Here is a 25161-nt window from a genome sequence, read left to right as displayed (position 1 = left end):
AGCGGTCAGGTGATGTGGGCCGTCAGGTGATGTGGGCCGTCAGGTGATGTGAGCGGTCAGGTGATGTGGGCGCTCAGGTGATCTGGGCGAGCAGTTCGCGGGCCTGGGGGGCGAAGACGTCGTCGCCGCTCTCCACCGCGCGCTGCAGCAACTCCCACGCGGCCGTGGCGTCCCCTTCGAGATGGCGGATCTCACCGAGCCGGAACGCCGCCTCGGCCACGACCTCCGACTCCTTGGTCATCGCGAGCGTCTGCTCGTAGAACCGCACGGCGCCCTCGCGGTCGCCGACCCAGTAGCACAGCTCGCCGAGATGGGCCGCGGCCAGCGGCGCCTCGGCCGGGTCTCCGGAGTCGATGACCTGCTGGTACCAGATCAGTGCCTCGGGCAGATCGCGGCGCCGCTTGGCGGACGCTCCGAGGAGCATGGCGGCCGGCACCGTGGTGAGCGGGCTGCCGGTCTCGAGCGCCCGCATGAACCATTCGCGCGCGCGTGCCTCGTCCTCGTCGCGGTGGCTCTGGCCCAGGCCGAGCATGGCTCTGGGCGCGAACTCAGCGTCGCCGGTCTCGGCCAGCCGCTGGTAGACCTGGCGGCCCTCCACCACCTCGCCCGCCTCGACCAGAGTGCCGGCCAGCGTGTAGAGGGCCATCGGATCACCGCCCTCGGCCGCCCCGCGCAGCGTGCGCAGAGCCTGCTCGGTGTCGCCCCGTTCGCTCTGCATGACACCGAGCATGGTGTGGAACAGCGAGCCCGCCGGCGACTCGGGATCGGCCACCCGTGCCTCGGCGACGGCGTAGGCGGCCGCCTCGTCGCCCTGTTCCCGCAGCAGCGTCAGCAGCCGCGAGCCCGCGACGTGGCGCAGTTGCGGGTCCTCGTGCCCGTGCAACCGCTCGTACCGGGCCAGGGCCTCGCCGCGCCGGCCGTGCTCGGCGAGCAGGTCGGCGAAATCGAGTTCCAGGAAGTCCGCCCAGCCGGCGTCGAAGGCCATCGCGCCGTCGTAATACCGGCGGGCCGCCTCGATGTCACCGGCCGCGGCGCACGCCGCGGCGAAACCCTTGGCGATCCCGATCGGGTCGGCGTCCGCCCCGTCCGCCATGCCGGGGGCCATGGCCACCCCGCGCGGCCGGGCCCGGGCGGCGAGCTCGAGCGATCGGAGAGCCAGAGCGTGATCGCCCGCGTCGTGGGTCCGGTGGGCGATGGCGAGGAGGTTCGTCAACGCGTCCCGCGCCCACGCGATGAGGGCGGGGTCCGCCCCGGTGCCGACGCCGGCCGCGCGCCCGTACGCCTCCACGGCACCGGCCGCGTCGCCCTCTCCGTGCAGCCATCCGCCCAGCCTGTTCGCGGCGCGGGCGACCGCGTGCGCGATGCCGGAGTCGAGCGCCGGCTCGAGTTCCCGCTTCGCCGACTCGGCGTCGCCCTGATCGTGGAACAACTGAGCCAGCTCGACGTGCAGGTTCGCGGCGGTTTCGAGATCACCCGCCTCGATCCCCCGCCGATAGAGCGTCGCGGCGGCGTCGGTGTCCCCGGCGGCCCTGTGGACGTCGCCCGACACCCGGCAGCCCATGGCGACGGTCTCGGGATCGCCGGTCGCGATGGCCCGCTCGGCGGCGGCCAGGGCGGCGTCGTGCTCGCCCTCGCGCATCAGCAGCGCCAGCAGCCGGCGCAGACAGTACAACGCCTCGGGGTGGTCGGCCGCCGCGCCGTCGGCGAGCGCCGCGCGGGCACCGGCCACGTCCCCTGCCTCCTCGAGGAGGGTGGCGAGGGTCAGCGCCGCGCCGACGACCGCGTGGGCGTGCCCGGAACCGACCGCGCGCTGGGCGGCGTCGATCGCGCCGGTACGGTCACCGCGGCGCTCGCGCCACGTCGCGACATGCCCCCAGGCCGGCCCCGCCAGCTGCGGGTCGCCGTGCTCCGCCGCCCGCAGAGCGAGCCGCTCGGCCTCCGCGAGGTCGCCGCCGCCGGCCGTGAGCACGGCCAGATCGATCGCGGTGCGGGCGGTCTGGGCCGGGTCGCCGAACTCGACGGCGAGTTGCAGCAGGGCCCGGGTGCCCTCCGCGTCACCGTCGCCGCTGTGCCGCTGCGCCGCGTTCAGCACCAGCTCTTGAGCCAGGTCCGCGTGCCCGGGGTGCGTCGCCAGCTGCGCGAGCAGCGGGCGTACGGCCACCGTCCGATCCTCGTGGAGGGCGAGGACGAGTTCGGCGACGTCGGCCGAGCCGTGCAGTTCGGTGAAGGCCGCCAGCGCACCGGCACGGTCGCCGTTCTCCGCGCGCGTCCAGGCCCGTTCCTCCAGCGTCGCCGCACCCAGCCGATCGCGCGCCTCCGCCGCGATGCGCGGGTCGTCGAGCGTCGCGGCGCGCTCGAAGGCCGCGCGGGCGCCGGCGGCGTCACCGGCCTGCTCCAAACGGTCGCCGAGGGTGAGAACGGCCAGGGCGGCCTGTTCGGGATCGATCCCGGCCACCCGTTCGAAGGCCTGCCTCGCCCCCTCCAGATCACCCACGTCGGCGAGGCGGCAGCCCTGATCGTGGGTCGCCCGTGCCATGGCCTTGAGATCGCCCGCCGACTCGGCCGCGGCGATGGCGCGCTCGCCGGCGGTGATCGCGCCCGGCACGTCACCCTGCTCGTGCAGCATCGCCGCGAGCGTCGACGCGGCGACCAGCGCCGTGGCCGGGTCAGGGCTCTCGACGGCGTCCCGGTAGGCCTCCATGGCCGCCGCGATGTGCCCGGCCCGGCGGAGCACCGAGGCCAGTTCCATGACGGCGTCCGGGCCGGAGAACCGCTCGAAGGCCTCCCGGGCCGCGGTGACGTCGCCGGTCTCGGCCAGCACCTCACCGAGGCGCCGCGCCGCGTCGGCCGCGTACTCGGGCTCCCCGTGCTCGTCGCCGGTGTCGGCGACCTGGCGGAACGCCTCCGCCGCGCCGTCGAGATCACCGAGTTCGCGCCGTGCGCGGCCGATCCCGTGCGTCGCGCGGGCGACCATCGCGCGGTCGTCCCCCGCGGCGGCCTTCTCCCAGGCGACGATCGCGCCGACCCGGTCGTGCGCGTCGTCGCGAAGCCCACCCAGGCGCATCGCCGCCTGCTGCGCGACCTCGGGGTGGCCATCCGCGACCATCAGGCACAGCGCGCGGTCGGCGGCGGCGGCGTCGCCACACCGCTGCCAGGCGCGAGCGGTCTCGATCGCGAGCCTCGATGACATCACGTATCCGTCGTCGGCGTCGCCCAGCGCCTTCAGCTGGGCCACCGCCGGCGTCGCCGCGTCGAAGTCCTGGTCGAGCAGGTACCGGGCGAAGGAGGCGGCGCTCGCCGGTTCGGACGAGGATTCGGGTATCCGGGCGAAGGCGTCGCGCGCCGCGCCGAGGTCGTCCAAGCGCACCCTGGTGAAGCCCAGCAGCCACGCGTGCCAGGCCGCCCGTTCCGGGTCGCCCCGGTCGAGCACCTCCTCGTGCAGCGCGCACAGGCCCGGCAGGTCTCCCTGCCGCTCCATCACCGCCACGAGAGCGCTTTCGGCGCCGGGGCGCAGGCCGGGATGGCCGGAGGCCAGCACCGCGCGGTAGGCCGCGGCCGCCTCTGCCAGGTCGGCCGTCTCTGCCGCCTCAGCCTGCTCTGCGACCTCTGCGACCTCTGCGACCTCAGCCTGCTCTGCCACCTCAGGCTCTGCGACCTCAGCCTGCCCTGTAGCCTCAGGCTGCTCTGCCACCTCGGCGGGACCGGCCGGCTCGGCGGGCACTGCGACCTTGGCGTGACGTGCGGCGAGCACGGTGCCGAGCGACCGCGCCACCCACGGCGCGAGCACCGGGTCGCCGTCCTCGCGCGCGCGGCGGAGCATCGCGATCACCGCGTCGTCGTCGCCCCGCGACGGCAGCGACTCCGCGTGGACCACGGCGGTGTACGACAGCGTGAGCGGGTCCCCGGTGGTGGCGGCGGTACGGAACATGGCCGCCGAGGTGGAAGGCTCCAGGCCCAGGTCGGTGAAGAGCCGGGCCAGCATCGCGGTCGCCAGTGCCGAGGTCGCCGGGTCATCGTCCTCGGTCGCCGCGCGAAAACCGGCCACGCCGTGCTCACGGCCGTACCGCTGATGATCGACGGCGGCCACGAGCAGCGGATGCCGGTCACCGCGCGGCGAGCGCAGCAGGTGGAGCAGCAGTGCGGCGCCGAATCCCAGGGCCGGGTCGGCTTCGTCGGCCACGTGACTGAGCAACTCGTCGGCCAACTCCGCGTCGCCTTCCCCGAGCTCGATGAGCGCCAGCACCGTGGACGCGTGCCCGGACGCCCGCGGGATCTCGGCGTCGATGACGCGGTGCAGCGCCGCGCGGGCTCCGGCCAGATCGCCCGACCGCAGCCGCTCCAGCGCGCCGCCGATGTCGAGGTCCGGCCGGTCCGCCGCGACGACCTCCGGCTGCCGCGGGCCCGGCGGGGAGTCCTCGAGATCGGGTTCCACGGCACTGGCCGGAGCGGTCTTGGAGGGCGTCGGGCCGGCCGTGAACTCGGCCGCCTCGGGGTACTCGCTCCGGCGAACGCGCTCCAGTGCCGTCCGGGCTCCGGACAGGTCGCCGAGCCGCGTGAGCACCTGTGCCAGGGCGGCGTCGGCCAGTGCCGCGATCTCGGGGTCGGACCCCGCCGACGCGATGCCCAGCGCGCCGTGCGCCGCAGCCCAGTCCTCGCCGTTGATCAGCAGCACACCCAGCGACAGCGCCGATCGCTGCCCCAGGACCGGATCACCGCTCTCGATCACGGAACGGTGCGCGGCCCGGGCGCCCTCGACGTCGCCCTGATCCTCCAGCACGCCACCGAGCACATGGGACGCCTCCCGCGCCGCCTGTGGATCGGCCGAGGCCACGGCCTCGCGCAACAGCGTGACCGCCGCGTCCAGCTCGCCGCGCTCCCAGCATTGGACGGCCGCGTTGATCCGGTCGGCCCACGAAGACATGTTCGTACCCCTCTGTCCCTTTCGCTTGAGCGCATAGCGACATACCGCGCGAAGACCGATGTCCGGCACTCGCCACCCCAGATCGACGGCAAAGCTACACACCAGGTTCCGTGGTCGCAGCCGAACCGGACGTTCCGGCCACTCGCGCGTTCACCCGCCAGGCGGCTCGGGGATGTGCCCGATGAGACGGCGGATACACCAGAGCGCCATGACCCGCATGGGTCACAGCGCTCCGAGGGGACCTGGTCAGCGGCGTTTGCGACGCCAGAGCACGACGGCGGTGACCGAGATGGCGACACCCACACCGACCACGAGCGCGGCGGTGCGACGGCCGCGATTCGGCTCACCGAACTCCTTGGGGCCGGAGACGGCACCGATCGCCGCGGCGACCTGACCGGCCTCTTCCTTCATCCGCTCGACGCCGCGGCGGGCCGCGGTCTTGGGGTTCAGGCGATCGGCCAGCGCGTCGACGGTGCGCCCCAACTCCTCCCGAGTGCGCTCGATCTCCCGCTCCAGCGCCTCCGGATCGCGGGCTCTGTCGGCCATGAGGTGTCCTTATCGTTCGGGCATCCAGCGCGCGTCATGTGATCCGTAGTCTGTCAGGTCTTCCCCGGAATCGCGCACGGACCACCTGCGCAGTGTGAACCAGCGACAGCGGTACGGTAAGACACGTCCACAGATTGAAAGGGAGATCTGGTGTCCGAGCGGCTGCAACCGGGCGATATCGCCCCCGAGTTCGAGCTTCCCGACTCAGAGGGCAAGCCGGTTTCCCTTTCGTCACTGCGCGGCAGGCGAGTGATCGTGTACTTCTACCCGGCCGCCATGACACCCGGCTGCACCAAGGAGGCCGTGAACTTCCGCGACGTGCTGCCCGAACTCGAGGCCGCCGGGGTCACCGTCCTCGGCATCTCCCCCGACGAACCCGCCAAGCTGGCCAAGTTCCGCGACCGCGACGAACTCACGTTCCCGCTGCTGTCCGACCCCGGCACCGAGGTCCTGCGGGCCTACGGCGCGTACGGGGAGAAGATGCTGTACGGCAAGAAGCTGGTGGGCGTCATCCGGTCCACTTTCATCGTCGATGCCGACGGTAAGATCGAAAAGGCCTACTACAACGTGAAGGCCACCGGGCACGTCGACCGCATCCGCCGCGAGCTCGGCGTCTGAGCGTCCGGGAGCACCCGATCCGCGTAGGATCGGGTGCACCTCCTCACCCGTGGTCGCGTAAGGGGCCGTAGTCCAACGGCAGGAGACACAGGTTTTAGGTACCTGACAGTGTGGGTTCGAATCCCACCGGCCCCACCACCGCGCCTCAGTAGGCGAGGTCCCTGCGGCGGAACGCTCTCAGACCCAGTGCGCCGAGCGCGATCGCGGCCGACAGCAGCACGACGATCGGCACGACGGTGACATCGCCGGCCGGAAGCGCCGGGACATGGCTGAACGGCGAGATGTTCATGACCGCCTGCGGCAGCTCCAGGATCGGGCCGATCTGCTTGATCACAAGGCACACCGTCAACCCCGCCCACGACAATGCGACCGACCAGCGGGGCAGCAGCCCAAGCATCACGATGACGAATCCGGCGAGTGCCAGAGTCGCCGGTGCCTGGACGAGCGCAGCCGCCATCAGGCCGGGCAGGTCGGACATCGTGCCCGTCGCGATCCCGTAAGCCAGACCGGTGCTCAGGCCGGTGAGCAGGAGGAGGACGACGGTGCCGAGCACGGCGCAGGCGATGTGCCCGCTCATCCAGCGCGGGCGGCTCACGGCCGTGGCGAGCACCGACTCCAGCGGCCCGGTCTCCTCGGCCCGCATTCGCAGCAGCGCCTGCACGGTGTACCCGGCGATGACCGTGCCGAGGATGCCCATCATCGCCGAGAAGTAGACGTCGATCAGGCTCCCTCCCCCGCCGAGCCGGCCGATGAGGTCGGTGAGGTCATCACTGCCGCCGAGCATCTCCTCCGCGTCATGGCCGACGGCGCCGAAGGCGGCACCCATGACCGCCATCCCGGCGGCCCAGCCGATCAGCACCCCGCGCTGCAAGCGCCACGCCAGGCCGACCGAGCTGAGCAGGCCGCGCGACGCCGTCGCGGGTCCGGAGCGTACCGGCATCATCCCGGTGCCCACGTCGCGGTGGGCCGTGAGGACGAACGCCACCGCCACGAGGCCCGCGAAGAACGCGGCGTACACCGCGAGGATCCACCAGTCGTCATCGTGGAACGGGCCGATCCGCTGCCCCCACCCGATCGGCGACAGCCACGAGGGCCACGCGCTCTCGGCCGCCATGCCGCTCGGCCCGGGCTCGGCCAGGCCGTCGCCGGCCGCGCGGAACAGGTAGGCGAGGCCCACGCAGGAACCGGCGAGGCCATTGGCGCCACGCGCGCTCTCCGACACCTGCGCCGTGACGGCCGCGATGCCGGCGAAGGCGACGCCCACCGCGCCGAGGGCCGCGCCGGCCGCCAGGGAGCCCTCCGCGGGCAGGTCGTTGGCGAGCAGTGCCGAGGCGAACAGGACCGCCAGCACGACGTTGGCCCCCACGGCGACGATCAGCGCGGACGTCAGGCCCGCGTACCGGCCGACCACCGCGGCGCCCACCATCTCGGCGCGCCCCGTCTCCTCGTTCTGCCGGGTGTGGCGGACCACCGCCATCGTGCTCATCAGCGCGGTGAGGACGGCGAGCAGGCCGAACGTCTCCACCATCGTGATCGCGCCGATGCCCGGATCGGTGACCGCGCCGTTGAACACCCGCGACACCACGCTCGTCACGTTGGTCCTGGCGTAGGCCGCACGTTCCTGCGCGGTGTCGTAGAGCCCCGTGACGCTCGAAGCGGTCGCCATCGCCATCGCGATGAGCCCGACCAGCCAGACCGGGAGCTGGATCCGGTCTCGGCGCAGGGCGAGCCGGGTGAGCGTGAGCGTGCCCGCGAACGCCGTCATCGGACGGCCGCCGTGGCCTCGCCGGTGACCGCCGGCTCGAGCTCGTCGCCGTAGTGCCGCATGAACAGCTCTTCGAGCGTGGGCGGCGCGCTGGTGAGAGAGCGCACGCCCAGGTGCGCGAGATGGCGGTGCACTCGTTGCAGCTCGCCGGTATCGACCTCGAACCGGGCGTGGGTACCGTCGACGGTCAGGTCGTGCACTCCCGGCAGATCCTCGATCCCGCTGACCGGCCCGGCCGTCTCGACCGAGATCGTCGTCCGCGTGAGGTGGCGCAGTTCGGCGAGCGTCCCCGACTCGACGGTCCTGCCGTCCCTGACGATGCTGACCCGGTCGCACAGCGCCTCGACCTCGGCCAGGATGTGGCTGGACAGGAGTACGGTCCGGCCGGCCCGCCTGACCTCGTTGACACAGTCCTGGAAGACCGCCTCCATCAACGGGTCGAGACCCGAGGTCGGCTCGTCCAGCAGGTACAGCTCGACGTCGGAGGCGAAGGCGGCGACGATGGCGACCTTCTGTCGGTTGCCCTTCGAGTAGGTGCGGCACTTCTTGGTCGGGTCGAGGTTGAAGCGTTCCAGTAGGTCGGCGCGCCGGGAGGGGTCGAGCCCCCCACGGAGCCTGCCGAACAGATCGATCGCCTCGCCGCCTGACAGGTTCGGCCACAGGTTCACGTCACCCGGGACATAGGCGAGCCGCCGGTGCAGCGTCACCACGTCGCGCCACGGGTCGCCGCCGAGGACACGCACGTCGCCGGTGTCCTTGCGGAGCAGGCCGAGCAGCACCCGGATGGTCGTCGACTTGCCCGCCCCGTTGGGCCCGAGGAAGCCGTGCACCTCTCCGGTCCGCACGGTGAGGTCGAGTTCGTCGAGCGCCCGGAGGTCGCCGAAGCTCTTGACCAGCGTGGAAATCCGAATCGCATCGGTCATTGCAGTTCTCACCCCGAAGAATGGCTGTCGCCCGATATGTGCGCTTTCGTACTGACCACCGGTCAGTCAGATCAGCGTAAACGGTTTTCCGGCGGTTAGCCAATCGGAGTTAGGCTCGGGATGTGGAGGAGCGGGGCGGGCGACAGGACCGGCGGGCCGAGCGGAACGACCAGACCGCGCAGACCGGGAACGCGCAGACCGGGAACGCGCAGACCGGGAACGCGACTCTCGACACGCGGGCACGGATCATGGACGTCGCGCTGGCCCTGTTCTGCGAGAAGGGCTACCAGCGATGCTCCTTGCGTGAGATCGCCCAGCGGCTGGATCTCAGCAAGGCCGCGATCCTCTATCACTTCCCGTCCAAGGCGCATATCGTCGCCGCGCTGACAGAGCCGATGGTCGCGGACTTCGAGGACGTCCTCGCGGCGGCCGCCGCGCGGCCGGATCCGGCCGGCGCGCGCTGGACGGCGATCGAAGACGCCCTGGACGCCTACCTGAGCCACCGCCGCCTGCTCCAAGTGATCTTCCAGGACCTCACGATGCTCGCGCACGAGACCGAACTCCAGCGGCTGGTGCGGCTCATCATGCGGATGTACGAGGTCGTCGCCGGTCCGAACGCCGGCCTGAGCGAGCGCGTCAGGGCGGTGCAGATGATGGCGGTGCTCGGCGACCCCATCGTGATGTTCGCCGACGTGCCCACCGAGCGGCTGCGCGCGGAGATCCTCGCGGGGGCGCGACTGCTCCTCGGCGAGCGGCCCTCGCCTGGGGCGCCGCCCGCCACGCCCTCCCCCGCCGGCGTCGGCTCGGCGGCTCCGCGACCACGTCGCGGCGCCGGCCGGCCCAGCGTGATGGACGGCGGGAAGGCCGCCGCCGCGCGACGGATGTACGCGGCCGGCTCGCACAGCGTCACCGAGATCGCCACCGCACTCGGGGTCTCCCGGGCCACGGTCTACCGGCATCTACGGGATGCGGAAGATCACGGTGACGAGCCCATCGAGGAAGCACAGGTGTAGCAGCCACAGGCCGCTATTTTGCAACATAATTATGCGACATAATTTTGAGATTTTGCGACAGATCTCGACGTCCGGCCCGCGCCGCCCTCGGCTCTGAGAGAACAACCGGCATGCCCCACCGCCTGATCGCGTTGACTGGCAGCGGATACGCCGCGGAAGGGGACGCATGGGCGAGCACGAGGCCTTCTGGATCGACCACGGATACGACCGGGAACGCGCCGCGGGCGGGTCGAGCCGCTACGCCGAGCACGTCATGACCAACAGCGCCGCCTTCGACGGGTCGTGGGGCGACATCGCCCCGGTCACCTTCGCCTGCGCCGCGTGGCGGCTCGCCACCACCCCGTCGCCCGCCTACGTGCGATGGCACCGGCGCATCCTCTCCGCCGCGTGCGACCGCAACCCCTGGGACGGCGGCCTCACCGCCCATGTGCTCGTCGTCTCACCGCTGCCCGCCGAGCTCACCGCCTCGCGCCACTGGTGGCGCGACCGAGGGTGGCGCGACTGGCCCCAGACGTTCGGCCAGTACCTGGACCCCACCGATCAGGATCAGGCCCGCGGCCCGTTCCTGCGGACGACTCTCCTCATCGACGCACCCGTACCGCTCGGCACGCTCCCCGCGGCCCCCGACGGCCCGTCCGAGACCCTGGCCGACACCGCCGGGCTCGCGGTGTCGGCCCTCGTCAGGGAACTGAACGAACTGCTCAACCCCGTCATCCGCCAGCTCGAGACGGCCCAGGCGCAGGGCTGAGCCCGTCGCCGGGCCCGGTCGCGGGGATCGCGCCGGTCAGGCGGACGCCGGCCGGCCGGTCGCCGCGACGACCTCCACTACGTCGCAACGCCGAAGGGACGCGTCGCGTCGCCGGCCGTCACCGCCTTCCTCCGCTCAGCCGCCGATGCCGGTGATCCCGACCATCAGGGGCAGGAGCAGCAGGATGATGAGCCCACCGGCGATGTCGAAGACGATCCCGGTCCGGATCATCTTCGTGATCGGCACGACGCCCGAGCCGTAGGCGATCGCGTTCTGCGGTGTCGACACCGGCAGCATGAAGCCGAACGAGGCCGCGAACGTCGCCGCCAGCGCGGGTACGAACGGATCGACCCCCGCCGCCACGGCGATCGGGATGATGATCGGCACGACCACCGCCGCGGCCGCGGTATTGCTCGTGGTCTCCGACACCAGGATGGCCAGCACCACGGCGAAGGCGGTGATGGCGAACAGGCTGCCGAGACCGAGCGCGTCGGACGACGACTCGCCGATGGTCTTGGCCAGCCCGGTGTCCTCCAGCAGGGATCCGAAGATGATGCCGGTGCCGAACAGCATGATCGTGCCCCAGTCGATCCGGGCGGCGTCGCTCCAGTTGAGCGTGTACTCCCGCTTCTTCCAGTCGACCGGGAGAATGAACAGCAGCGACGCGCCGAGCACCGCGACCACGCCCTCGTTGAGCCGGCCGCTGATGGTCTCGTACACCGACGCGTCGGTGCCGGCGACCACCGCCACCACACCGGGGAAGATCCACAGGGTGACGGTGAAACCGAAGGCGATCAGGGTGTTCTTCTCCGCCCGGGAGAACCGGCCCAGCTGGGCGCGCTCGGAGCGAACGTACTCCTCGACGCCTTCGATCTGCCGGATCTCCGGCTTGTTCAGCAGGAGCAGGACGGCCACGAGCACGACGAACATGAACAGGCAGATGGGCACCGCCGTGGCCATCCACTGGGCGAAGGAGATCTTCTCGCCGGTGGCCTCCTCGATCAGACCCCGCCCGATGAGGTTCGGCGGGCTGCCGACCGGAGTGAGCAGGCCGCCGACGCTCGCGCCGTACGCCAGCATGAGCACCAGGGCGGCGCCGACCCGCAACCGCAGCGGGTCGAAGTCCTCGGCCACGAGTCCGCGGTCCTGGAGCATCTTGGCGATGACGGCCAGCAGCCCGAGCGCCGTGGGGAGCAGCATGGCCACGGTCGCGGTGTTGGACACGAAGGCCGACAGCAGACAGGTGATGCCCCCGAACGCCGCGATGAGCTTGAAGGTCGAGCCGCCGACTCCCGGCAGGGAGAGGATGAAGAAGGCGAATCGTCGGGCGAGCCCGTATTTCAGCATCGCCTGGGCGAGGATGAACGCCCCGATGAATGTGAACACCGTCGAGGAACCGAAGGGTGCCAGCGCGTCGGCGGCGGGGGCCACTCCGAGGAGCACGATCGCGGCGACGCCGATAAAGCCGCCGACCGGGATCGGGACCGGCTCGGTTATCCACAAGACGATGACGCCGAGCAGGATTCCGGCGAGCGTCTGCTGCTTGGCCGCCATGTCCAGCGGCAGCGCGAGAAAGATGATGGAGACGAGCGGCGCCAGCCACAGGCCGGTGGTCCGTCTGGCCCGCTCGAACCGCTCCTCCGCCAGGGACAGTTTCTGTTCGCCCAGACTGCGATAGGTGGCCCCGCCCAGCAGCGCCTTGTCGACATCGGTCCTGGTCGGCGGCTCGCTCTTGTCGGTAGTCATCGGCCTCTCCGCTGGTCGGGACGGATTTTCCATTTGGCGGACACACGCTCCGAGTTGCCGCTCATTGAAGAACCCGTAACGCTCACCGGTCCAAGATGACTTAACTACTAGTGCGAAAGGCTGCGCCTATACGTTGAGCATCCCCGTGAGCCCCGGATACAGGACCGAGGACAGGTCCGGAGAGCAGACCGAGACAGGCATGGACGCCCGACAATTGGAATACTTCCTCGCCGTCGTCGACAACGGCGGATTCAATCGCGCGGCCGCGGCGTTGCATCTCGCCCAGCCGTCGCTCTCACAGGCCATCCGCAATCTGGAACGCGACCTCGGCGGCATGCTGTTCCACCGCATCGGGCGGCGGGTCGTGCTCACCGAGGCCGGCCACGCCCTGATCGAGCCGGCCCGCCAGGTGGTCCGGAGCCTGGAGGTGGCGCGGGCGAGCGTCGATTCCGTACACGCCATCCGGACCGGACGCGTCGACATCGCGGCCATGCCCTCCCAGGCCGTCGAGCCGCTCAGCAGCATGGTCAGCAGGTTCAGCGAGCGGCATCCCGGTGTGCGCCTCACCGTCCGCGCGGCACCCTGGCCGCGCACCGTCATGGAGATGGTGCGCACCGGCGTGACCGAACTCGGGCTGCTGGCCGCCATGGATCCGCCCGCCGCCGCCGACCTCACGGTGCACCCCATCGAGAAGCACCGGTTCGTGCTGGTCGCCCGGCCGGACGGCCCTTTCCCGCCGGGACGGCCGGTGACGGGGGACCTGCTCGCCGGGCAGCGGCTGATCGCCGGCCAGAAGGGCACGGGCATGCGCCAGGTCATCGAGGACCTGCGCGCCCAGGGGGTCGACCTCACCATCGCGGTCGAGACGGAGCACCGGGAGGCCATCCTGCCGCTGGTGCTCAAGGGCGTCGGGGTCGCCGTCCTCACCGAGGCGTGGACACCGCTGGCCGAGCGCGCCGGCGCGCTCGTGCTCGATCTGATCCCCCCGTCGTACCTGCACGTCGCGCTGGTCAGCCGGAAGGCCCGGCTGACGCCGGCGGCCAGCGAGTTCCTCGCCATCGCACTGGCCCCGGCCGCCATCGATAGCCGTAGCCTATAAGGGGGATCGCGCACTGCTCTTGGACATCTCCGCCGGCCGGTTGCTGTGATTCGGTCATGAGCGCACACCGCATCGCATCGATCCCCGGCGACGGAATCGGCCGCGAGGTCACCCCGGCCGTCTACGAGGTCCTCGAGGCGGTGGGCGGGCGGCACGGCCTCGAATTCGCCTACACCGAGTTCGACTGGTCGTGCGAGCGGTACCTGCGCGAGGGGGCCATGATGCCCGAGGACGGGGTGGACCGGCTGCGCGGTTTCGACGCCGTCTTCCTCGGCGCGGTCGGGGCCCCCGGCGTGCCCGACCACATCTCGCTGTGGGGGCTGCTCATCCCGATCCGGCGGGCGTTCCGGCAGTACGTCAACCTGCGGCCGATCCGCGTCTTCGAGGGCATCGACAGCCCCCTGCGGGCCGCGCGGGCCGGCGAGATCGACTTCGTCGTCGTACGGGAGAACGTCGAAGGCGAGTACAGCGAGATCGGGGGGCGTCTCAACCGCGGGTTCCCCGAGGAGATGGCCGTGCAGGAGGCCGTCTTCACCCGGGCGGGAGTGACCCGCGTCCTCGACTACGCCTTCGCCCTCGCCGGGCGCCGGGGCGGGCATCTCACCTCGGCGACGAAGTCCAACGGGATCGTCCACACCCTTCCGTTCTGGGACGAACTGGTACGCGAACGGGCCGAGTCCCATCCCGGTGTGCGGTGGGACCAGGAGCACATCGACGCCCTGTGCGCCAAGCTGGTGCTCGACCCGGCGCGGTTCGACGTGATCGTGGGCTCCAACCTGTTCGGCGACATCCTGAGTGACCTCGGGGCCGCCGTCGCCGGCAGCATCGGCATCGCCCCCTCGGCCAACCTCAACCCCGAACGCGAGCATCCCTCGATGTTCGAGCCCGTGCACGGATCGGCCCCCGACATCGCGGGTCGCGGCATCGCCAACCCGATGGGCGCCATCTGGTCCGCTGCCCTGATGCTGGATCACCTCGGCCATCCCGAGGCGAGCGCCGAGGTCACCGGGGCCATGGCCGCCGTCCTCGCCGAGACCGACACGCGCACCGCCGACCTCGGCGGGTCCGCGACCACCGCCGAGTTCACCGGCGAGCTGGTGCGCAGGCTCGGGCGGTGACCACCTGCGTTCCGGCCGCTCCCTGGGGCTTTGTATCGTGGAGGACCCCGTCGCCTCGAGGATGAGACCCGCGCGTGAGTGATCCGTTGACCATCGTCGTCGACATCGAAGGCACCACCGGTGCCACCGGCTTCGTGGTCGACCGGCTGTACCCGTACTCGCGCGAGCGGTTCGCGGCGTGGATCGACACGCACGCGGGCGACCCCGAGGTGACCCGCGCCGTGGCGCAAGTACGCGACGCCCTCGGCGAGCCGGACGCGGGTACGGACCGGGTCGTCAGAGCGCTGAACGACTGGCTGGACCGGGACGAGAAGGCGACCCCGCTGAAGACCCTGCAGGGCGGGATCTGGGCGGCCGGATTCGCCTCGGGCGAGCTCACCTCGCACTTCTTCCCCGACGTCATCCCCGTGCTGCGCACCTGGCACGCGGCAGGGCATCCGATGTACGTCTACTCCTCCGGCTCGGTGTCCGCCCAGCTCGCGTGGTTCGGCAACTCCCCGGAAGGCGACCTGCTGCCGCTCTTCGAGGGTCATTTCGACACCGAGAACGCGGGGCCCAAGCGGGTCGCGGCGTCGTACGAGAAGATCGCCGGGGCGATCGGCGCGGCTCCGGACCGGATCGTCTTCCTGTCCGACCTGGCCGCCGAACTCGACGCGGCGCGGGCGGCCGGCTGGCGAACGATCGGCGTCCGCCGCCCAGGCGAGCCGCACTACGACCGAGGGGTCGGCAACCACCCCGAGGTCGCGACCTTCGACCAGGCCGACCGCATGCTTCAGCAGTAGCAGCGGCGAAGCAACCCCACGTTCCGCACCGACCACGCTCGTCGAGTCGTGGCGTGTCGGGGTCGCGAAAGCCGTCGATCGCCCGACACGCCACGAGTCAACGAAGGTCGGCGCCAGCCGGATTCACTCCAGCCGCCCGCTGTAGTACTGCACGTCATGGCGCCTATCGCCGGTGCCGTCCCGGTCCGGGCACGTCCCCGCTCCCCCGGATCCACTGGGCGGAGCGTCACGGGCGAACGTTCGGACCTCGCACGGTGGGACCCCTCCTACCAGCGCCGATGCCCAGCAATTCTGCTCTCCGCAGGCCCGGCCGGGGCGCCGCCGGTGTCGTACCAGGGCCTGGCCCGCTGTGCCGCACACCCGCTGCGTGCGGCACAGCGGTCACCACGATCAGTCGGCGGTGGTGTCCCACCCATAGTCGGGCAGCCCGAAGAAGTCGTCACCCTCGAGGTTGTCCACCGCGCCGGTGGCCATCGAGTCGATCAGCGACTCGACACCGGTCTGAACGCTTCGGGCCAGCATGCCCTTGAACTTCTGGCCGAGGTCGTCCTGCTGGCCGCGTACCTCGAAGAGAACCGTCGCCGATCCGTTCATCGCGAACGCGGAACGGCCCTGGCCGGCGTACTCACGGTCGTCGGGGTGGTAGTAGCGGCCGATGGCGGCCAGCGGCGACTGGCTGCCGTACGAGGCGCGGATCCCGTTGGCGACGGCGAGGGCGTGCCGGCGTGACGCGTCCTGGTCGAGCAGCGGCCACTTCTCCTTGTAGGCCGCGCCGTCGTTCACGCCGAGCGGCGGGTAGTCCAGTGATACCGAGATGGGCTTACCGTCCTGCGGCCCTCCGGTGAGCGGGTCGCAGGGGCCCATGTGGTGCAGGTCGACGGCCGCGTCGACCTTGCCGAACTCTTGCTTCAGCCCCACGTACACGTCGCGGATCGCGCGCGACTCGGGTGACAGGAAGAAGCCCGCGTCCACCTGACGGCCGGGCAGGTCGCCGGCGCTCGGCACGTAGTCGAGGTCCGGGTTGAAGTCGCGGTTGAGGTCGAATCCGGGCAGCTCGATGCCGTCACCGCGCAACGAGTGGTACCAGGCGCGCGGGGCGCCGGCGAGCTGCGGGTACGTCGCCGTGACCTGGTCCCAGGAGATGACGTTGGCGCGTCGATTGATTTCGCCGCCGTCCGGGTTGACCATCGGCATCGCGACGAGCGTGATGCCCTGCAGCGCGCGCTTCGTGGTCGGGTCGCCGCCGGAGCCGAGCTTCTTGAGGATTCCCAGGAGGGCCTCCGTGCCGGTGCGCTCGTTGCCGTGGATGGCGCTCTGCACGAGCAGAACCCGCCGGCCGGTGCCGACCCGGGCGGCGTACAGCTCGCGGCCCTGCTGGGTGCGGCCGACGACGTCGACGCGCACGCGCCCGTTGCTGGTGCTCTCGATCGCGCGCAGCTTCGGGCCGAGCTCCTCGTACGTCGTCCAGCCGTTGTACTGCGGGTCGTCGAACGTCTTGCAGTTGCCCTGCGCCGGTTCTGCGGCGTTCGCCGTCACGGGTGTTACGGCGATGAGAGAACCGGTCAGCGCGAACGCCGCAGGCAGGGCCAGACGGGTTTTGCGGGCGGGTAGGCGCCTCACAAGTGACCTCCGAGGTCGGGGGGAAAGATCGCGACAGGAACGCTAGGGTCGTTCGGTCGTGACTCACAAGCCCTTGCCGATCACTGTGGCGAGGTATGACCAGGCCGCTCGGTGGCTGTTGGCGAGAATTGACGGCGTGCCGAGTTCACCACCGGGGGACCATGCGGACGCCTGCCCCAGTTCGGACCGAATCCGGGCATCAATACGTCCTCGTCCGGACGCGACACGGTGTCACTCATGGGGTGTTGTCTCCGTGAGGTGGGGGGATGACGAACGTGCTCGGCATGAAGGGCGGCTCGCTCACAGGGCGGCGCCTTGCAGATGGGTGAGGTCGGCGAGCACCTCGGACGCGGTGACCGCGTCCAGTTCGCCGAACAGAGAACCGCATGGTCCCGGCCTGCTCCGCGCGAGCCGCACCGCGACCGCCAGCGCGTCGACCTCAAAGCGCGAAACGAGGACCTTGATCCCGGTGATGCTGGGGTCGTCACTGCGATCGGGGTTCCAGTCGCGGACGAGGGGCCGGGCGATCTCGTCCGCCGCCATTGTCAGGAGCCCCAGCTCCTTGAGACCGCCCAGTCTGCCCGCCTCGAAGGCCGCGGCGCGCCGCTCCCAGACCTCGGTCCTCTTGTCGGGGGTGTACGAACCCCACGCGACGTGGCCGCTTTGCTGACCTCGTCATACCAGTCGGCGGGGTAGGACATCGGCTCACGTCCCCACGCCTCCCGCTCACCCTCGGCCCAGGTCACGTGCGGGCCGGGCGCGGTCAGCCCGGTGACGACGACGGGCTTCGGCTCGCGACCCGGCCGCTCGTGCGTTCGAAACGCGCGTACAGGGTGGCCATCTCGGTGAACGCGCAGGCCGCGAACGCGACTCCGTGAGTGAACGTCCAGCCGTCCACGAACCGGATGTCGTCCGACCACGCGTCGATCCCGGCCGACACGACGGCAGCCACCGCCGCACCCAGGGGGTCGAGGGTGCCGTCGAGGTACGACCGCGTGGGCGCGACCAGGTCCGGGTCGGTTCGCGGGTCGGCGATAGCGCGTTCGACCTCGCCCCGGCCGTTGGCCAGGCACGCCCTCATGGCCTTCCGCGCGCCGGCGCCGAGCTTGATCTTCGGCCCGGGCGTGCCGCCGCGCCGCGGGTGGATCTGCCGTTTCCAGGCGCTCGGGATGGTCAGGGCGTCCTCATCGGGACGCGTCGCGGGGTCGTCGCTCATCGGGGATTCGTTCCTGTCGTGGGTCGGTGTGGTCGGTGCCTTCGACGGTCGGGCGGCGACGCGGTCCGCCACGTCACGCGATGCGGCCACCTCGGTACGGCCACGTCACGCGGTGCGTCGCGTCACGCGTCCGGGTTAGCGGGGCTCCTCGCCCAACAGGTCACTGGGCGGGTTCCGCCAGCGTGCTCAGCGTGAGCAGCAACTCGGAGGCGGTCACCTCGTCGAGCTCGCTGAAGCGGGCCTGGGAGTCGCGCCAGTAGGAATCGGGGGACTCGGTGATCCAGACGGTGCCGAGCGTCTGCTCGGCCCACTCGCCCGGCGACATGACCGGGAAGCCGGGGCTGACCTCGAGAGTGATCGTGCGGCCGCCCGGCACATCGCGGGTCATCCAGCACTGCACACCCGCGTCCTGCGGCGTGCCGCGCACCCAGCCCTGGCGTTCCAGCCCCAGCACCTTGCCGGTCGAGACGGTGATGTCCTCGACGCGGCTCAGCCTGTTGCCGCCACGCTCCTCCTCGGTGAACGCGTCGATCGGCCGCCCGAGCTGCTGGAACGGCTGGAGGATCTCGTAGTCGGCGAAGCCCTCACCCCACGCCCCCACCGTCTCCCCGAGGTGCAGGGGGTGGGCGATCCGCACGTTCCCCGTCTCGGGCAGCGTCAGGATCTCATCGTGCACGTCCGCGAGCGTCCGGTCCTCGGCGACGCGGAGCGCGGTGGCCTTCCCGCCCTCCTCGTGCACCCAGACCAGCCGCTTGACGATGTGCCACAGCAGCGGGTGCTCGACGAACAGGCTCTGGAACTCCCGGGCCTCCCACCGGCGCTGCTCGCTCATGGCCCGTTCCATCCGCCGGATCTGGTCGGCGGCGACGGTGCGGACGTCCTTCTTCAACCCGGTGAACGCCCGGTACGCGGCGGGCGCCAGCTCCTGGTCGTCCTTGGCACCCGGCTTGGGCAGCGCCTTGCGGATCTTGCCCTTGTCATCGGTCACCTGCGGCTTGAGCTGCTCGTCGAAGCCCACGACGAAACGCCGGGGCCCGTAGTCCAGCGTCATGCTTCCGTCGGCGTCCAGCCCGAAGTCCGGCACCATCCGGTCGGCGAGCTGCTCCAGCGTCAGCCCCCGTTCTTCCGCGACCTGGTCGAGGAGCTGCAGCGCCTTCTTCTTGAGCCGCTTCGGCCTAGCCTTCTCCGAGACCAGGTGCAGTTGCATGACCGCGACGTCGGTGCCGATCGCGGCGAGCACGTCCAGCCCGTTCAGCGGCAGTTTGATCCCGTCCTGCCCGGGCCAGGACCGCGCCATCCCGCCCAGCCGCCGCGCCGTCTCGTCGTCTCCGGTCCAGTACAGCTGCGACAGCGCCCAGCCGATCCGGGTCGACTCACCGCAGATCCGCCACCGTTCGAACAGCGCCCAGCCGAACTCGGCGAGCGACCCCGGGTCCAGCGCGTCCAACGCCGTCTTGACGCCCACGCCCGGCTCGCGGCGCGGGCTCGCCTTCGCCAGCGCCTCGATGAGGTGCCCGGTCGCCGCAGCGGGCAGCGCCCGCTCACGGCCCTTGAGCAGCACCTGCGGCATCGCGGTGGGCGCTGCCCAGTCCGGCGCCCCCTTCGTACCGCCCTTCAGGAGCGCCTTGGGCACGTCGCTCGCGGGCGCCTCCGCCACCCGGGTCTCCTCGACGGCCTGGATCGCCGCTTTGACGTCGTCCCCGAGCCCAGGCAGGGCCTCGGCGGCCAGATCGGGTCGCGCCAGCAGATGCGCGTTCAGCAGACCGGCCGCCAGCCGCGCCCGCTTGGAGGTGCCGACGCTCAGCTCCGCCAGAACGCGCAGCGCCCGCACCGGGAACCGCTCGATCATCTCCGCCATCGCGGGCAGGACATTCCGCTGATCGAGCCGCTCCCCCATGAGCAGGAACGCCTCATCGCTCGGCAGGACACCGAGCGCCTCAAGGAGCAACCGGCGGTCCTTGGCCTCGGTCGCGTCGTTGAGGGACCGCGCGAGCGCCGGCGCCGCGGCCACCCCGGCCCCGTCGATCACGGTATAAATCACCGAGGGGTGACGTTCCCCATCCCCGTATTGGTGATGTTCCCCATCCCCGAAACGCGCCCAGTCACCGAGCCGTTCGATCTGCTCGACGGTCTCGATTGACGACCAGAGCAGCTTGGCGCCGTCCGCGCACCAGTCACCCCGCTTCGGCGGAGCCGCGCAGCACTCGTCCACCCAGTCCTGCCACGACGGCACCAGAAAGCACACGACCAACCGCTGCAGCCACTTCCGGCGGTGCTCCGCCAGCCGTTCCACGGCCTCCGCGTGGTCGTCGTCGCCGGCCGCCGCGAGCAGCGCCCGCATCCGCCGTCCCGCGGGGCCCGTCGCCCAGTGCGCGTAACCGGTGTCCCACCATCCGTCGTGCTGGACCTTCCTGGGCTTGTCCTTGGACATTTCCGTGTCGCAATCGGCCCAGATCCCGTCGAGCTCCGCGAAGGCGCAGGCGGCGAAGGCGACGCCGTGTTCGGCGACTAGGAAGTCGGCCCAGTCCGCGTCAGTGCCGAACCGCGACTGCTGCCGCGCCACCGTCTCCACGGTCGCGACCACCGCCGCACCCAGGGGATCCAGGTCACCCCGCAGATAAGCCCGGGCCGCTTCGACGAGCCCGCGGTTGCTGGCGGGATCGTCGAGCACCGCGTCGATGATCGGCCGAGCGGCCGACAGATTCGTACGTACCTCGTCACAGATGGACGCCTGCGGGGTGGCCTCGGGAACCGGAGTCAGCCCACCACGACGGGGAAGAACATGCTCCCGCCACCGATCGGGGGTGATCAGGGCGTTCTCGTCACGGAGCGCGGGGAGTTGATCACTCATGCGCCAACCGTAGGGGAGGCCTCGGACATACCGCCGCGTTCACCAGATCCCAACGCGCTTATGCCGGTGGGTAGCCCTCCACCTCGATGATCCGGGAAAAGGCGCCGTCGTTCGCGGACCGCACCACCACGCGCATCGCCCTCGCGGTGACCGGCTCGAAGGCCCGGCTCATCAGCCCTTCGGTGTTGCCGCGAATCTCGGCGACCGTGCGCCACTCGCCGCCGGTCAGCAGTTGTACGTCGGCGTCGCGGATGCCCCAGTCCTTCGCGGGGTACGTCGCGGAGTCGATCGTGTACAGGTCGACCCGGCCCACCGGCGCCGGCGCGGCGAAGTCGACGGTCAGGGTGTCGGGGAACGCGCCCTGGGTCGCATCGTTCCAGCCGTTCCCCTGACCCCACGAGTCCGAGCCGCGATCCCCGTCGATCGCACCCTCGGGCCGGAAGGAGCCGTTGGTGGACGACGCGCTCGCCTGGCCGAGCCGGGTCGCCAGGTCGACGGTCACCGGCACCTCCTGTCGCTGCGCACCGATCGTGACGGTGAGCGTGCCGGTGGCGGGCACCGTCGCGTCCGCGTGGGCGGTCAGGGTGACCGGGACCGTCGCCTCGTCGTCGCGGCCGAACGTCACGTCGGTCTGGGCCGGGGTCACGGTCAGCCCGCTGGCCGCGGCGAACCCGACCTGCTCAGTACCGCCCCCGCCGCGGCCGAAGCGGCGCACCCGCACCTGCAACTCCCGGGACTGACCGGGCGACACGGCGGGCGCGACCGGGATGCCGATCTCGTACACCGGCTCATTGCCCACTGGCGCGAGCTCGGCGGAGACGGCCCGCTGCGGCCGCAGCGTCACCGGGCCGAGCAGTCCTGCGGGGCGGTGGTCCCCATGCTGGTTGGCGAGCGTGTTCGTGACCCGCACCTGGATGTCGTTCCGCCCGGCGTGCAGCGCGGAGGTGACGTCCTGGCGGTGGGGCTTCCATAGCAGCGGGTCGAACGTCTTCCCGTTCACCGTGACCTCCGCGACGTCCCGGACGTCGCCCAGGTCGAGGACGAACCGGCGCCCGTCCAGGGTCGCCGCGTCCAGGTCGACCGTCCGCGAGTAGGTCGCCGAGCCGGAGTACGACGGATCGATCGCGGTCCACGACCCGAGCGGCCTGCTCTGCGGCTCGGCGCCGGGCTTGTCCAGCCGTACCGACCAGTCACCGCCGAGTGCGACCGGGGTGAGCGGGTCCTGGGTCGCGACGGTGCCGCTGAACAGCCGGCCCCGCCACGTACCGACCAACCGGTGGTCGCCCGGCGCGTCGAGCACCGCGTCGACCCGCAGCTCACCGTCCTTGCCGGCGTGCACCGCGGTCGCGGGGACGTCGCCGGAGACCAGGTGCGGCACCGCGGCCGGCGGCGGCACCGCGGACCGGAAGGCGACCGCGAGGGTCTCGTACGGCTGGAGTTCCAGGGGCACGGCGGTGCCCTGCCCGCCGGGCCCGTCCCGGAAGGTGGTGGCTGCCGCGGTCCGGCCGGATTCGGGCCGCCAGAGCTCCGGGGTGCCCTTCGCGGCGAACGTCGCGGTGGTGCGTACCACCGCCCCGCTCTCGTTCGTGACGAGGAACGCCCTGTCCGTGCCGGTCTCCAGCCGCAGCACCCGTACCGCCGGCTGTGCCGGTTGGAGCACGGCCGCGGCGACGCCCGCCGAACGGGCCGCCTCCCCGAGTTCCGCCGGCGCGGTCAGGCGGACGGTGCGCCCGGCGCCGTACCGGTGCTCGCCCGGCGCCGTACCGTTCCCGAACAGCGACGCGAGCGCGTCCCGGAGCTCGGCGTCGCGGCCGCCGGCCTCCTCCGCCGGCAGGTCGCCGATCGCGACGAGCGTGCCGCCGGACCGGACGAAGCTCTCCAGCGTTCGAGCCGTCGCCAGGTCCAGGGTGGGAGTCTGCGGGAGCACGGCCAAGCGGTAGGACTGCTTCCCGACCTGCAGCCGTCCGCCAATGGCCCGGGCGTGCGCCCGGATCGCCTCGTCACCGGTGAGCGCGCCCTCGTCGAGCAGGTCGAAGTCGGTCTGCGCGTCCTCCAGGGCGTACGCCGCGGCGGTGAAGTCCCGGTCGATCGTGTCCTGGGTGGGGGTGCCCTGCCAGGACTCGGCGGCGCGCTGCGGCTGGATGAGTGCGGTCGGCGCGACGGCGCGGCCGCGAGCGACCTCCATGACCCGGCCGATCCAGTCGGTCAGCGGCTTCGCGGTACGCCACCACGGGTTGGCGGAGCCGAACGGCGGCGGGTAGACGACGTTGTTCTCGTCGGTCCACATCGCGTGCAACACGGTCAGGTTGATCCCCCGGGCGGCGAACCCGCCGAGCATGGCCCGTGCGAACTCGGGTGAGACCTGCCAGCCCATCCCGCCGAACGCCTCCAGCAGCACCCGCTCCTGCCCGTTCTGGTGGGCGTCGCTCGCCGCGTACCGGGGCAGCATCGTGCGCCCGCCGGCGGCGTAGTGGTCGAACACGGCGTCCGTGCCGGGCACCTGGGCCCACTGGTTCAGCTTGTGCAGGTCGCCGGTGCTGGCGACCTGCTCGGCGGGGCCGTACTCGTCCCACAGCGGGTTGGAGATGTAGCCGACGCCGTGGTCGGCCATCCAGCGCGCCTGTTGCCTGTAGTACGCCTCGCCGAAGCGGTCGGAGACGGCCCGCCAGTACCGGCCCCGCTCGGTCCGCCCGTCCCTGCCCAGGTCGTCGAAGACCGCCGCGTACGCCACGCCCGGCTTGGCGCCGGCCTTCTTCAGCGCGGCGTCCAGGCTCGGTGACCACGGCTTCCGCTGGAAATGCGCGTCGGCCGAGGCGATGAAGGGCTCGTCGTCAAAGAAGCCGCGCAGCACGGTGCCGAACGCCCATGGGAACCGCCGGTAGTACTCACCGGGCACCGCGTCGAGCATGCGCGCGACCGCGTCGTCGTCCAGCAGGTCGAGGTAGTTACGGCGGAACGACGCGGCGTTGTCGTCGGCCAGCGGGGTCGCGGCGAAGGTGTCGATCCGCCACTGTCCCGCGGGCGCCTGCCAGGCCCGGCCCGAGGTCACGTACTCCGTCAGGTCGACGAACTCGCCGACGTCACTCGACCCGGCCGGGCGCGCGACCGCGGAGACGGGCTTCGCGGCGGTCTGGCGGGGTGCGAAGTCCGCGAGGGCCGCCGCGTCGTCGAACGTCTGCCGGTACAGCGACCGGCCGTCGGCGGCGGTGACGGTGAGATCGTCGTACGCCGAGCGCTGGTCGGAGACCGCGCGGACCCCAACCGTGCCGCGCGGGAACGTGCCGTCGGTGACCGACGGACGGGCCTGCCCGTCCACGTAGGGGGTGATCGTGTTCCCGGAGACCACGACCTTGATCTCGTGTTCGGCGGCCGGATCCCACCCGGGCACGCCGCCGGGATGGCTCAGCAGCGTGAACGCCCCGTTCTGCTGGCGCCAGATGTCCACCCCGCCGTCGGCGCGGCGGGTTTCCACCAAGTAGCCGTTCCGGTCGTCGGTGGCGCGGACGACGATGCCGGCCGTGCCCCGGTCCAGACGGGCACGAGCGGTGACCGTATAATTGGCCCACTCCGCTCCGGTCTTCAGCACGGTCGCGCCGGCCACGGCGCTTCCGTCGACCACCAGCCGCCCGCCGGTCACGTCCAGCCCGGTGGTGTTCGCGCCGAGATCGACCCGCGCCGGGCCGGTGACCCTCGTGGTGGTCCGGCCGAGGCCTTTCAGGCGCAGTTCGGGATGCGGCTCGTACGTGCGGTCACCGACCCTGCCCCCGTTGACGACCAGCCCGCCACCCCGGCCGCTGGGGAAGAAGTCATCGTTGAACAGCCACAGGTGCATGCCCGTGCGCTGCGCCTCGCGCAGCGTGTGCTCGATGACGGTGAACCACTCCTCGCTGAAGAACGCCGGCTTCAGCGCGGTGGTGTCGAACGGGAACACGATCGCCTCGTACACGCCCTGTGCTCGCAGCTCGCCGAGCTGCCGGTCGACCAGCGCCGGCGTCACGGTGCCGTTCCAGAACCACAGCACCGTGGGCCGGCTGTCCGGGCGGGGGTCGGCGAACCGCGCGGAGTCCATGCCTTTCGGCGCCGGCCCGGCGACCGCGTCCGACCGTGCGGAGGTGAGGGCGGCGAGCGAGGACAGCACGGCGAGCGCGGCGGCGGCGACCCGCAGGGTGAAGGGCCTCATGCCATACCTCCGATG

The 25161-nt window shown here is 71.6% G+C and carries 16 protein-coding genes and 1 tRNA gene; 7 read left to right on the top strand and 10 right to left on the bottom strand.

The annotated features are described in order from the left end of the window. Window positions 1-73 precede the first annotated feature (73 nt). Window positions 74-4921 (bottom strand): tetratricopeptide repeat protein, encoded by a 4848-nt coding sequence (locus HKK74_RS10845; protein WP_187243006.1) that lies wholly within the window; start codon window positions 4919-4921, stop codon window positions 74-76. Between the two features lie 246 nt (window positions 4922-5167). Then, window positions 5168-5467: a DUF3618 domain-containing protein gene (locus HKK74_RS10840; protein WP_187243005.1), complete on the bottom strand. Its 300-nt coding sequence runs from the start codon at window positions 5465-5467 to the stop codon at window positions 5168-5170. A 150-nt stretch (window positions 5468-5617) separates the two neighbouring features. Between HKK74_RS10840 and bcp the strand changes: the two genes are divergently transcribed. Both bcp and HKK74_RS10830 read left to right on the top strand, forming a co-directional pair. Further along, a complete protein-coding gene (gene bcp / locus HKK74_RS10835) occupies window positions 5618-6085 on the top strand; it encodes a thioredoxin-dependent thiol peroxidase (RefSeq protein WP_187243004.1) in 468 nt (155 codons plus the stop codon). A 61-nt stretch (window positions 6086-6146) separates the two neighbouring features. Further along, a tRNA-Leu gene (locus HKK74_RS10830) sits at window positions 6147-6223 on the top strand. Between the two features lie 7 nt (window positions 6224-6230). On the opposite strand, the gene HKK74_RS10825 is transcribed toward HKK74_RS10830, so the two are convergent. Further along, window positions 6231-7850 (bottom strand): ABC transporter permease, encoded by a 1620-nt coding sequence (locus tag HKK74_RS10825; RefSeq protein WP_187243003.1) that lies wholly within the window; start codon window positions 7848-7850, stop codon window positions 6231-6233. Then, the gene (locus HKK74_RS10820; protein ID WP_187243002.1) at window positions 7847-8773 is read right to left on the bottom strand and encodes an ABC transporter ATP-binding protein; all 927 of its coding nucleotides are present in this window, start codon (window positions 8771-8773) and stop codon (window positions 7847-7849) included. The genes HKK74_RS10825 and HKK74_RS10820 overlap by 4 nt, the downstream gene beginning before the upstream one ends. Before the next feature lie 122 nt (window positions 8774-8895). Here HKK74_RS10820 and HKK74_RS10815 point away from each other — a divergent pair, with 122 nt between their 5' ends. Beyond that, complete coding sequence (locus HKK74_RS10815) at window positions 8896-9786, top strand: TetR family transcriptional regulator (RefSeq protein WP_187243001.1); 891 nt, start codon at window positions 8896-8898, stop codon at window positions 9784-9786. A 166-nt stretch (window positions 9787-9952) separates the two neighbouring features. Continuing rightward, window positions 9953-10534 (top strand): hypothetical protein, encoded by a 582-nt coding sequence (locus tag HKK74_RS10810; protein WP_187243000.1) that lies wholly within the window; start codon window positions 9953-9955, stop codon window positions 10532-10534. 135 nt (window positions 10535-10669) lie between these two features. Here the strand turns inward: HKK74_RS10810 and HKK74_RS10805 are convergent, their stop codons facing one another. Beyond that, the gene (locus HKK74_RS10805; protein WP_187242999.1) at window positions 10670-12280 is read right to left on the bottom strand and encodes an SLC13 family permease; all 1611 of its coding nucleotides are present in this window, start codon (window positions 12278-12280) and stop codon (window positions 10670-10672) included. A 145-nt stretch (window positions 12281-12425) separates the two neighbouring features. Here HKK74_RS10805 and HKK74_RS10800 point away from each other — a divergent pair, with 145 nt between their 5' ends. The 3 genes from HKK74_RS10800 to mtnC all read left to right on the top strand — a co-directional run bounded on the left by HKK74_RS10800 (window position 12426) and on the right by mtnC (window position 15279). Continuing rightward, a complete protein-coding gene (locus tag HKK74_RS10800; RefSeq protein WP_312881402.1) occupies window positions 12426-13379 on the top strand; it encodes a LysR family transcriptional regulator in 954 nt (317 codons plus the stop codon). 56 nt (window positions 13380-13435) lie between these two features. Continuing rightward, the gene (locus tag HKK74_RS10795) at window positions 13436-14497 is read left to right on the top strand and encodes a tartrate dehydrogenase (RefSeq protein WP_187242998.1); all 1062 of its coding nucleotides are present in this window, start codon (window positions 13436-13438) and stop codon (window positions 14495-14497) included. A gap of 74 nt (window positions 14498-14571) precedes the next feature. After that, the gene (gene mtnC / locus HKK74_RS10790; protein ID WP_187242997.1) at window positions 14572-15279 is read left to right on the top strand and encodes an acireductone synthase; all 708 of its coding nucleotides are present in this window, start codon (window positions 14572-14574) and stop codon (window positions 15277-15279) included. A 390-nt stretch (window positions 15280-15669) separates the two neighbouring features. Here mtnC and HKK74_RS10785 read toward each other — a convergent pair whose 3' ends face one another. The 5 genes from HKK74_RS10785 to HKK74_RS10765 all read right to left on the bottom strand — a co-directional run bounded on the left by HKK74_RS10785 (window position 15670) and on the right by HKK74_RS10765 (window position 25146). Further along, a complete protein-coding gene (locus HKK74_RS10785) occupies window positions 15670-16899 on the bottom strand; it encodes a M14 family zinc carboxypeptidase (protein WP_222722128.1) in 1230 nt (409 codons plus the stop codon). 300 nt (window positions 16900-17199) lie between these two features. After that, window positions 17200-17442 carry a hypothetical protein gene (locus tag HKK74_RS10780; RefSeq protein ID WP_187242996.1) on the bottom strand — a complete coding sequence of 81 codons (243 nt, stop codon included), beginning with the start codon at window positions 17440-17442 and terminating at the stop codon, window positions 17200-17202. Window positions 17443-17662: 220 nt separating this feature from the next. Then, window positions 17663-18115, bottom strand: a complete 453-nt coding sequence (locus HKK74_RS10775) for a hypothetical protein (RefSeq protein ID WP_187242995.1) — start codon at window positions 18113-18115, stop codon at window positions 17663-17665. A gap of 160 nt (window positions 18116-18275) precedes the next feature. Then, on the bottom strand, window positions 18276-20966 hold the full coding sequence (locus HKK74_RS10770; protein ID WP_187242994.1) for a DUF4132 domain-containing protein: 2691 nt from the start codon (window positions 20964-20966) through the stop codon (window positions 18276-18278). Between the two features lie 58 nt (window positions 20967-21024). Then, a complete protein-coding gene (locus HKK74_RS10765; RefSeq protein WP_187242993.1) occupies window positions 21025-25146 on the bottom strand; it encodes a glycosylhydrolase-like jelly roll fold domain-containing protein in 4122 nt (1373 codons plus the stop codon). Between the last annotated feature and the right edge of the window lie 15 nt (window positions 25147-25161).

The sequence above is a fragment of the Actinomadura alba genome (genome assembly GCF_014323705.1).
GTDB lineage: Bacteria > Actinomycetota > Actinomycetes > Streptosporangiales > Streptosporangiaceae > Actinomadura_C > Actinomadura_C alba.
Note: the sequence above shows the minus strand (reverse complement) of the source record. Positions and strands in the feature narration are given on the sequence as shown.

Excerpts from the sequence above, each read along its gene's own strand:
- HKK74_RS10845 (WP_187243006.1), bottom strand. The coding sequence starts at position 4,921 with ATGTCTTCGTGGGCCGACCGGATCAACGCGGCCGTCCAATGCTGGGAG.
- HKK74_RS10840 (WP_187243005.1), bottom strand. The coding sequence starts at position 5,467 with ATGGCCGACAGAGCCCGCGATCCGGAGGCGCTGGAGCGGGAGATCGAG.
- HKK74_RS10825 (WP_187243003.1), bottom strand. The coding sequence starts at position 7,850 with ATGACGGCGTTCGCGGGCACGCTCACGCTCACCCGGCTCGCCCTGCGC.
- HKK74_RS10820 (WP_187243002.1), bottom strand. The coding sequence starts at position 8,773 with ATGACCGATGCGATTCGGATTTCCACGCTGGTCAAGAGCTTCGGCGAC.
- HKK74_RS10810 (WP_187243000.1), top strand. The coding sequence starts at position 9,953 with ATGGGCGAGCACGAGGCCTTCTGGATCGACCACGGATACGACCGGGAA.
- HKK74_RS10805 (WP_187242999.1), bottom strand. The coding sequence starts at position 12,280 with ATGACTACCGACAAGAGCGAGCCGCCGACCAGGACCGATGTCGACAAG.
- HKK74_RS10795 (WP_187242998.1), top strand. The coding sequence starts at position 13,436 with ATGAGCGCACACCGCATCGCATCGATCCCCGGCGACGGAATCGGCCGC.
- HKK74_RS10780 (WP_187242996.1), bottom strand. The coding sequence starts at position 17,442 with ATGGCGGCGGACGAGATCGCCCGGCCCCTCGTCCGCGACTGGAACCCC.
- HKK74_RS10775 (WP_187242995.1), bottom strand. The coding sequence starts at position 18,115 with ATGAGCGACGACCCCGCGACGCGTCCCGATGAGGACGCCCTGACCATC.
- HKK74_RS10770 (WP_187242994.1), bottom strand. The coding sequence starts at position 20,966 with ATGAGTGATCAACTCCCCGCGCTCCGTGACGAGAACGCCCTGATCACC.
- HKK74_RS10765 (WP_187242993.1), bottom strand. The coding sequence starts at position 25,146 with ATGAGGCCCTTCACCCTGCGGGTCGCCGCCGCCGCGCTCGCCGTGCTG.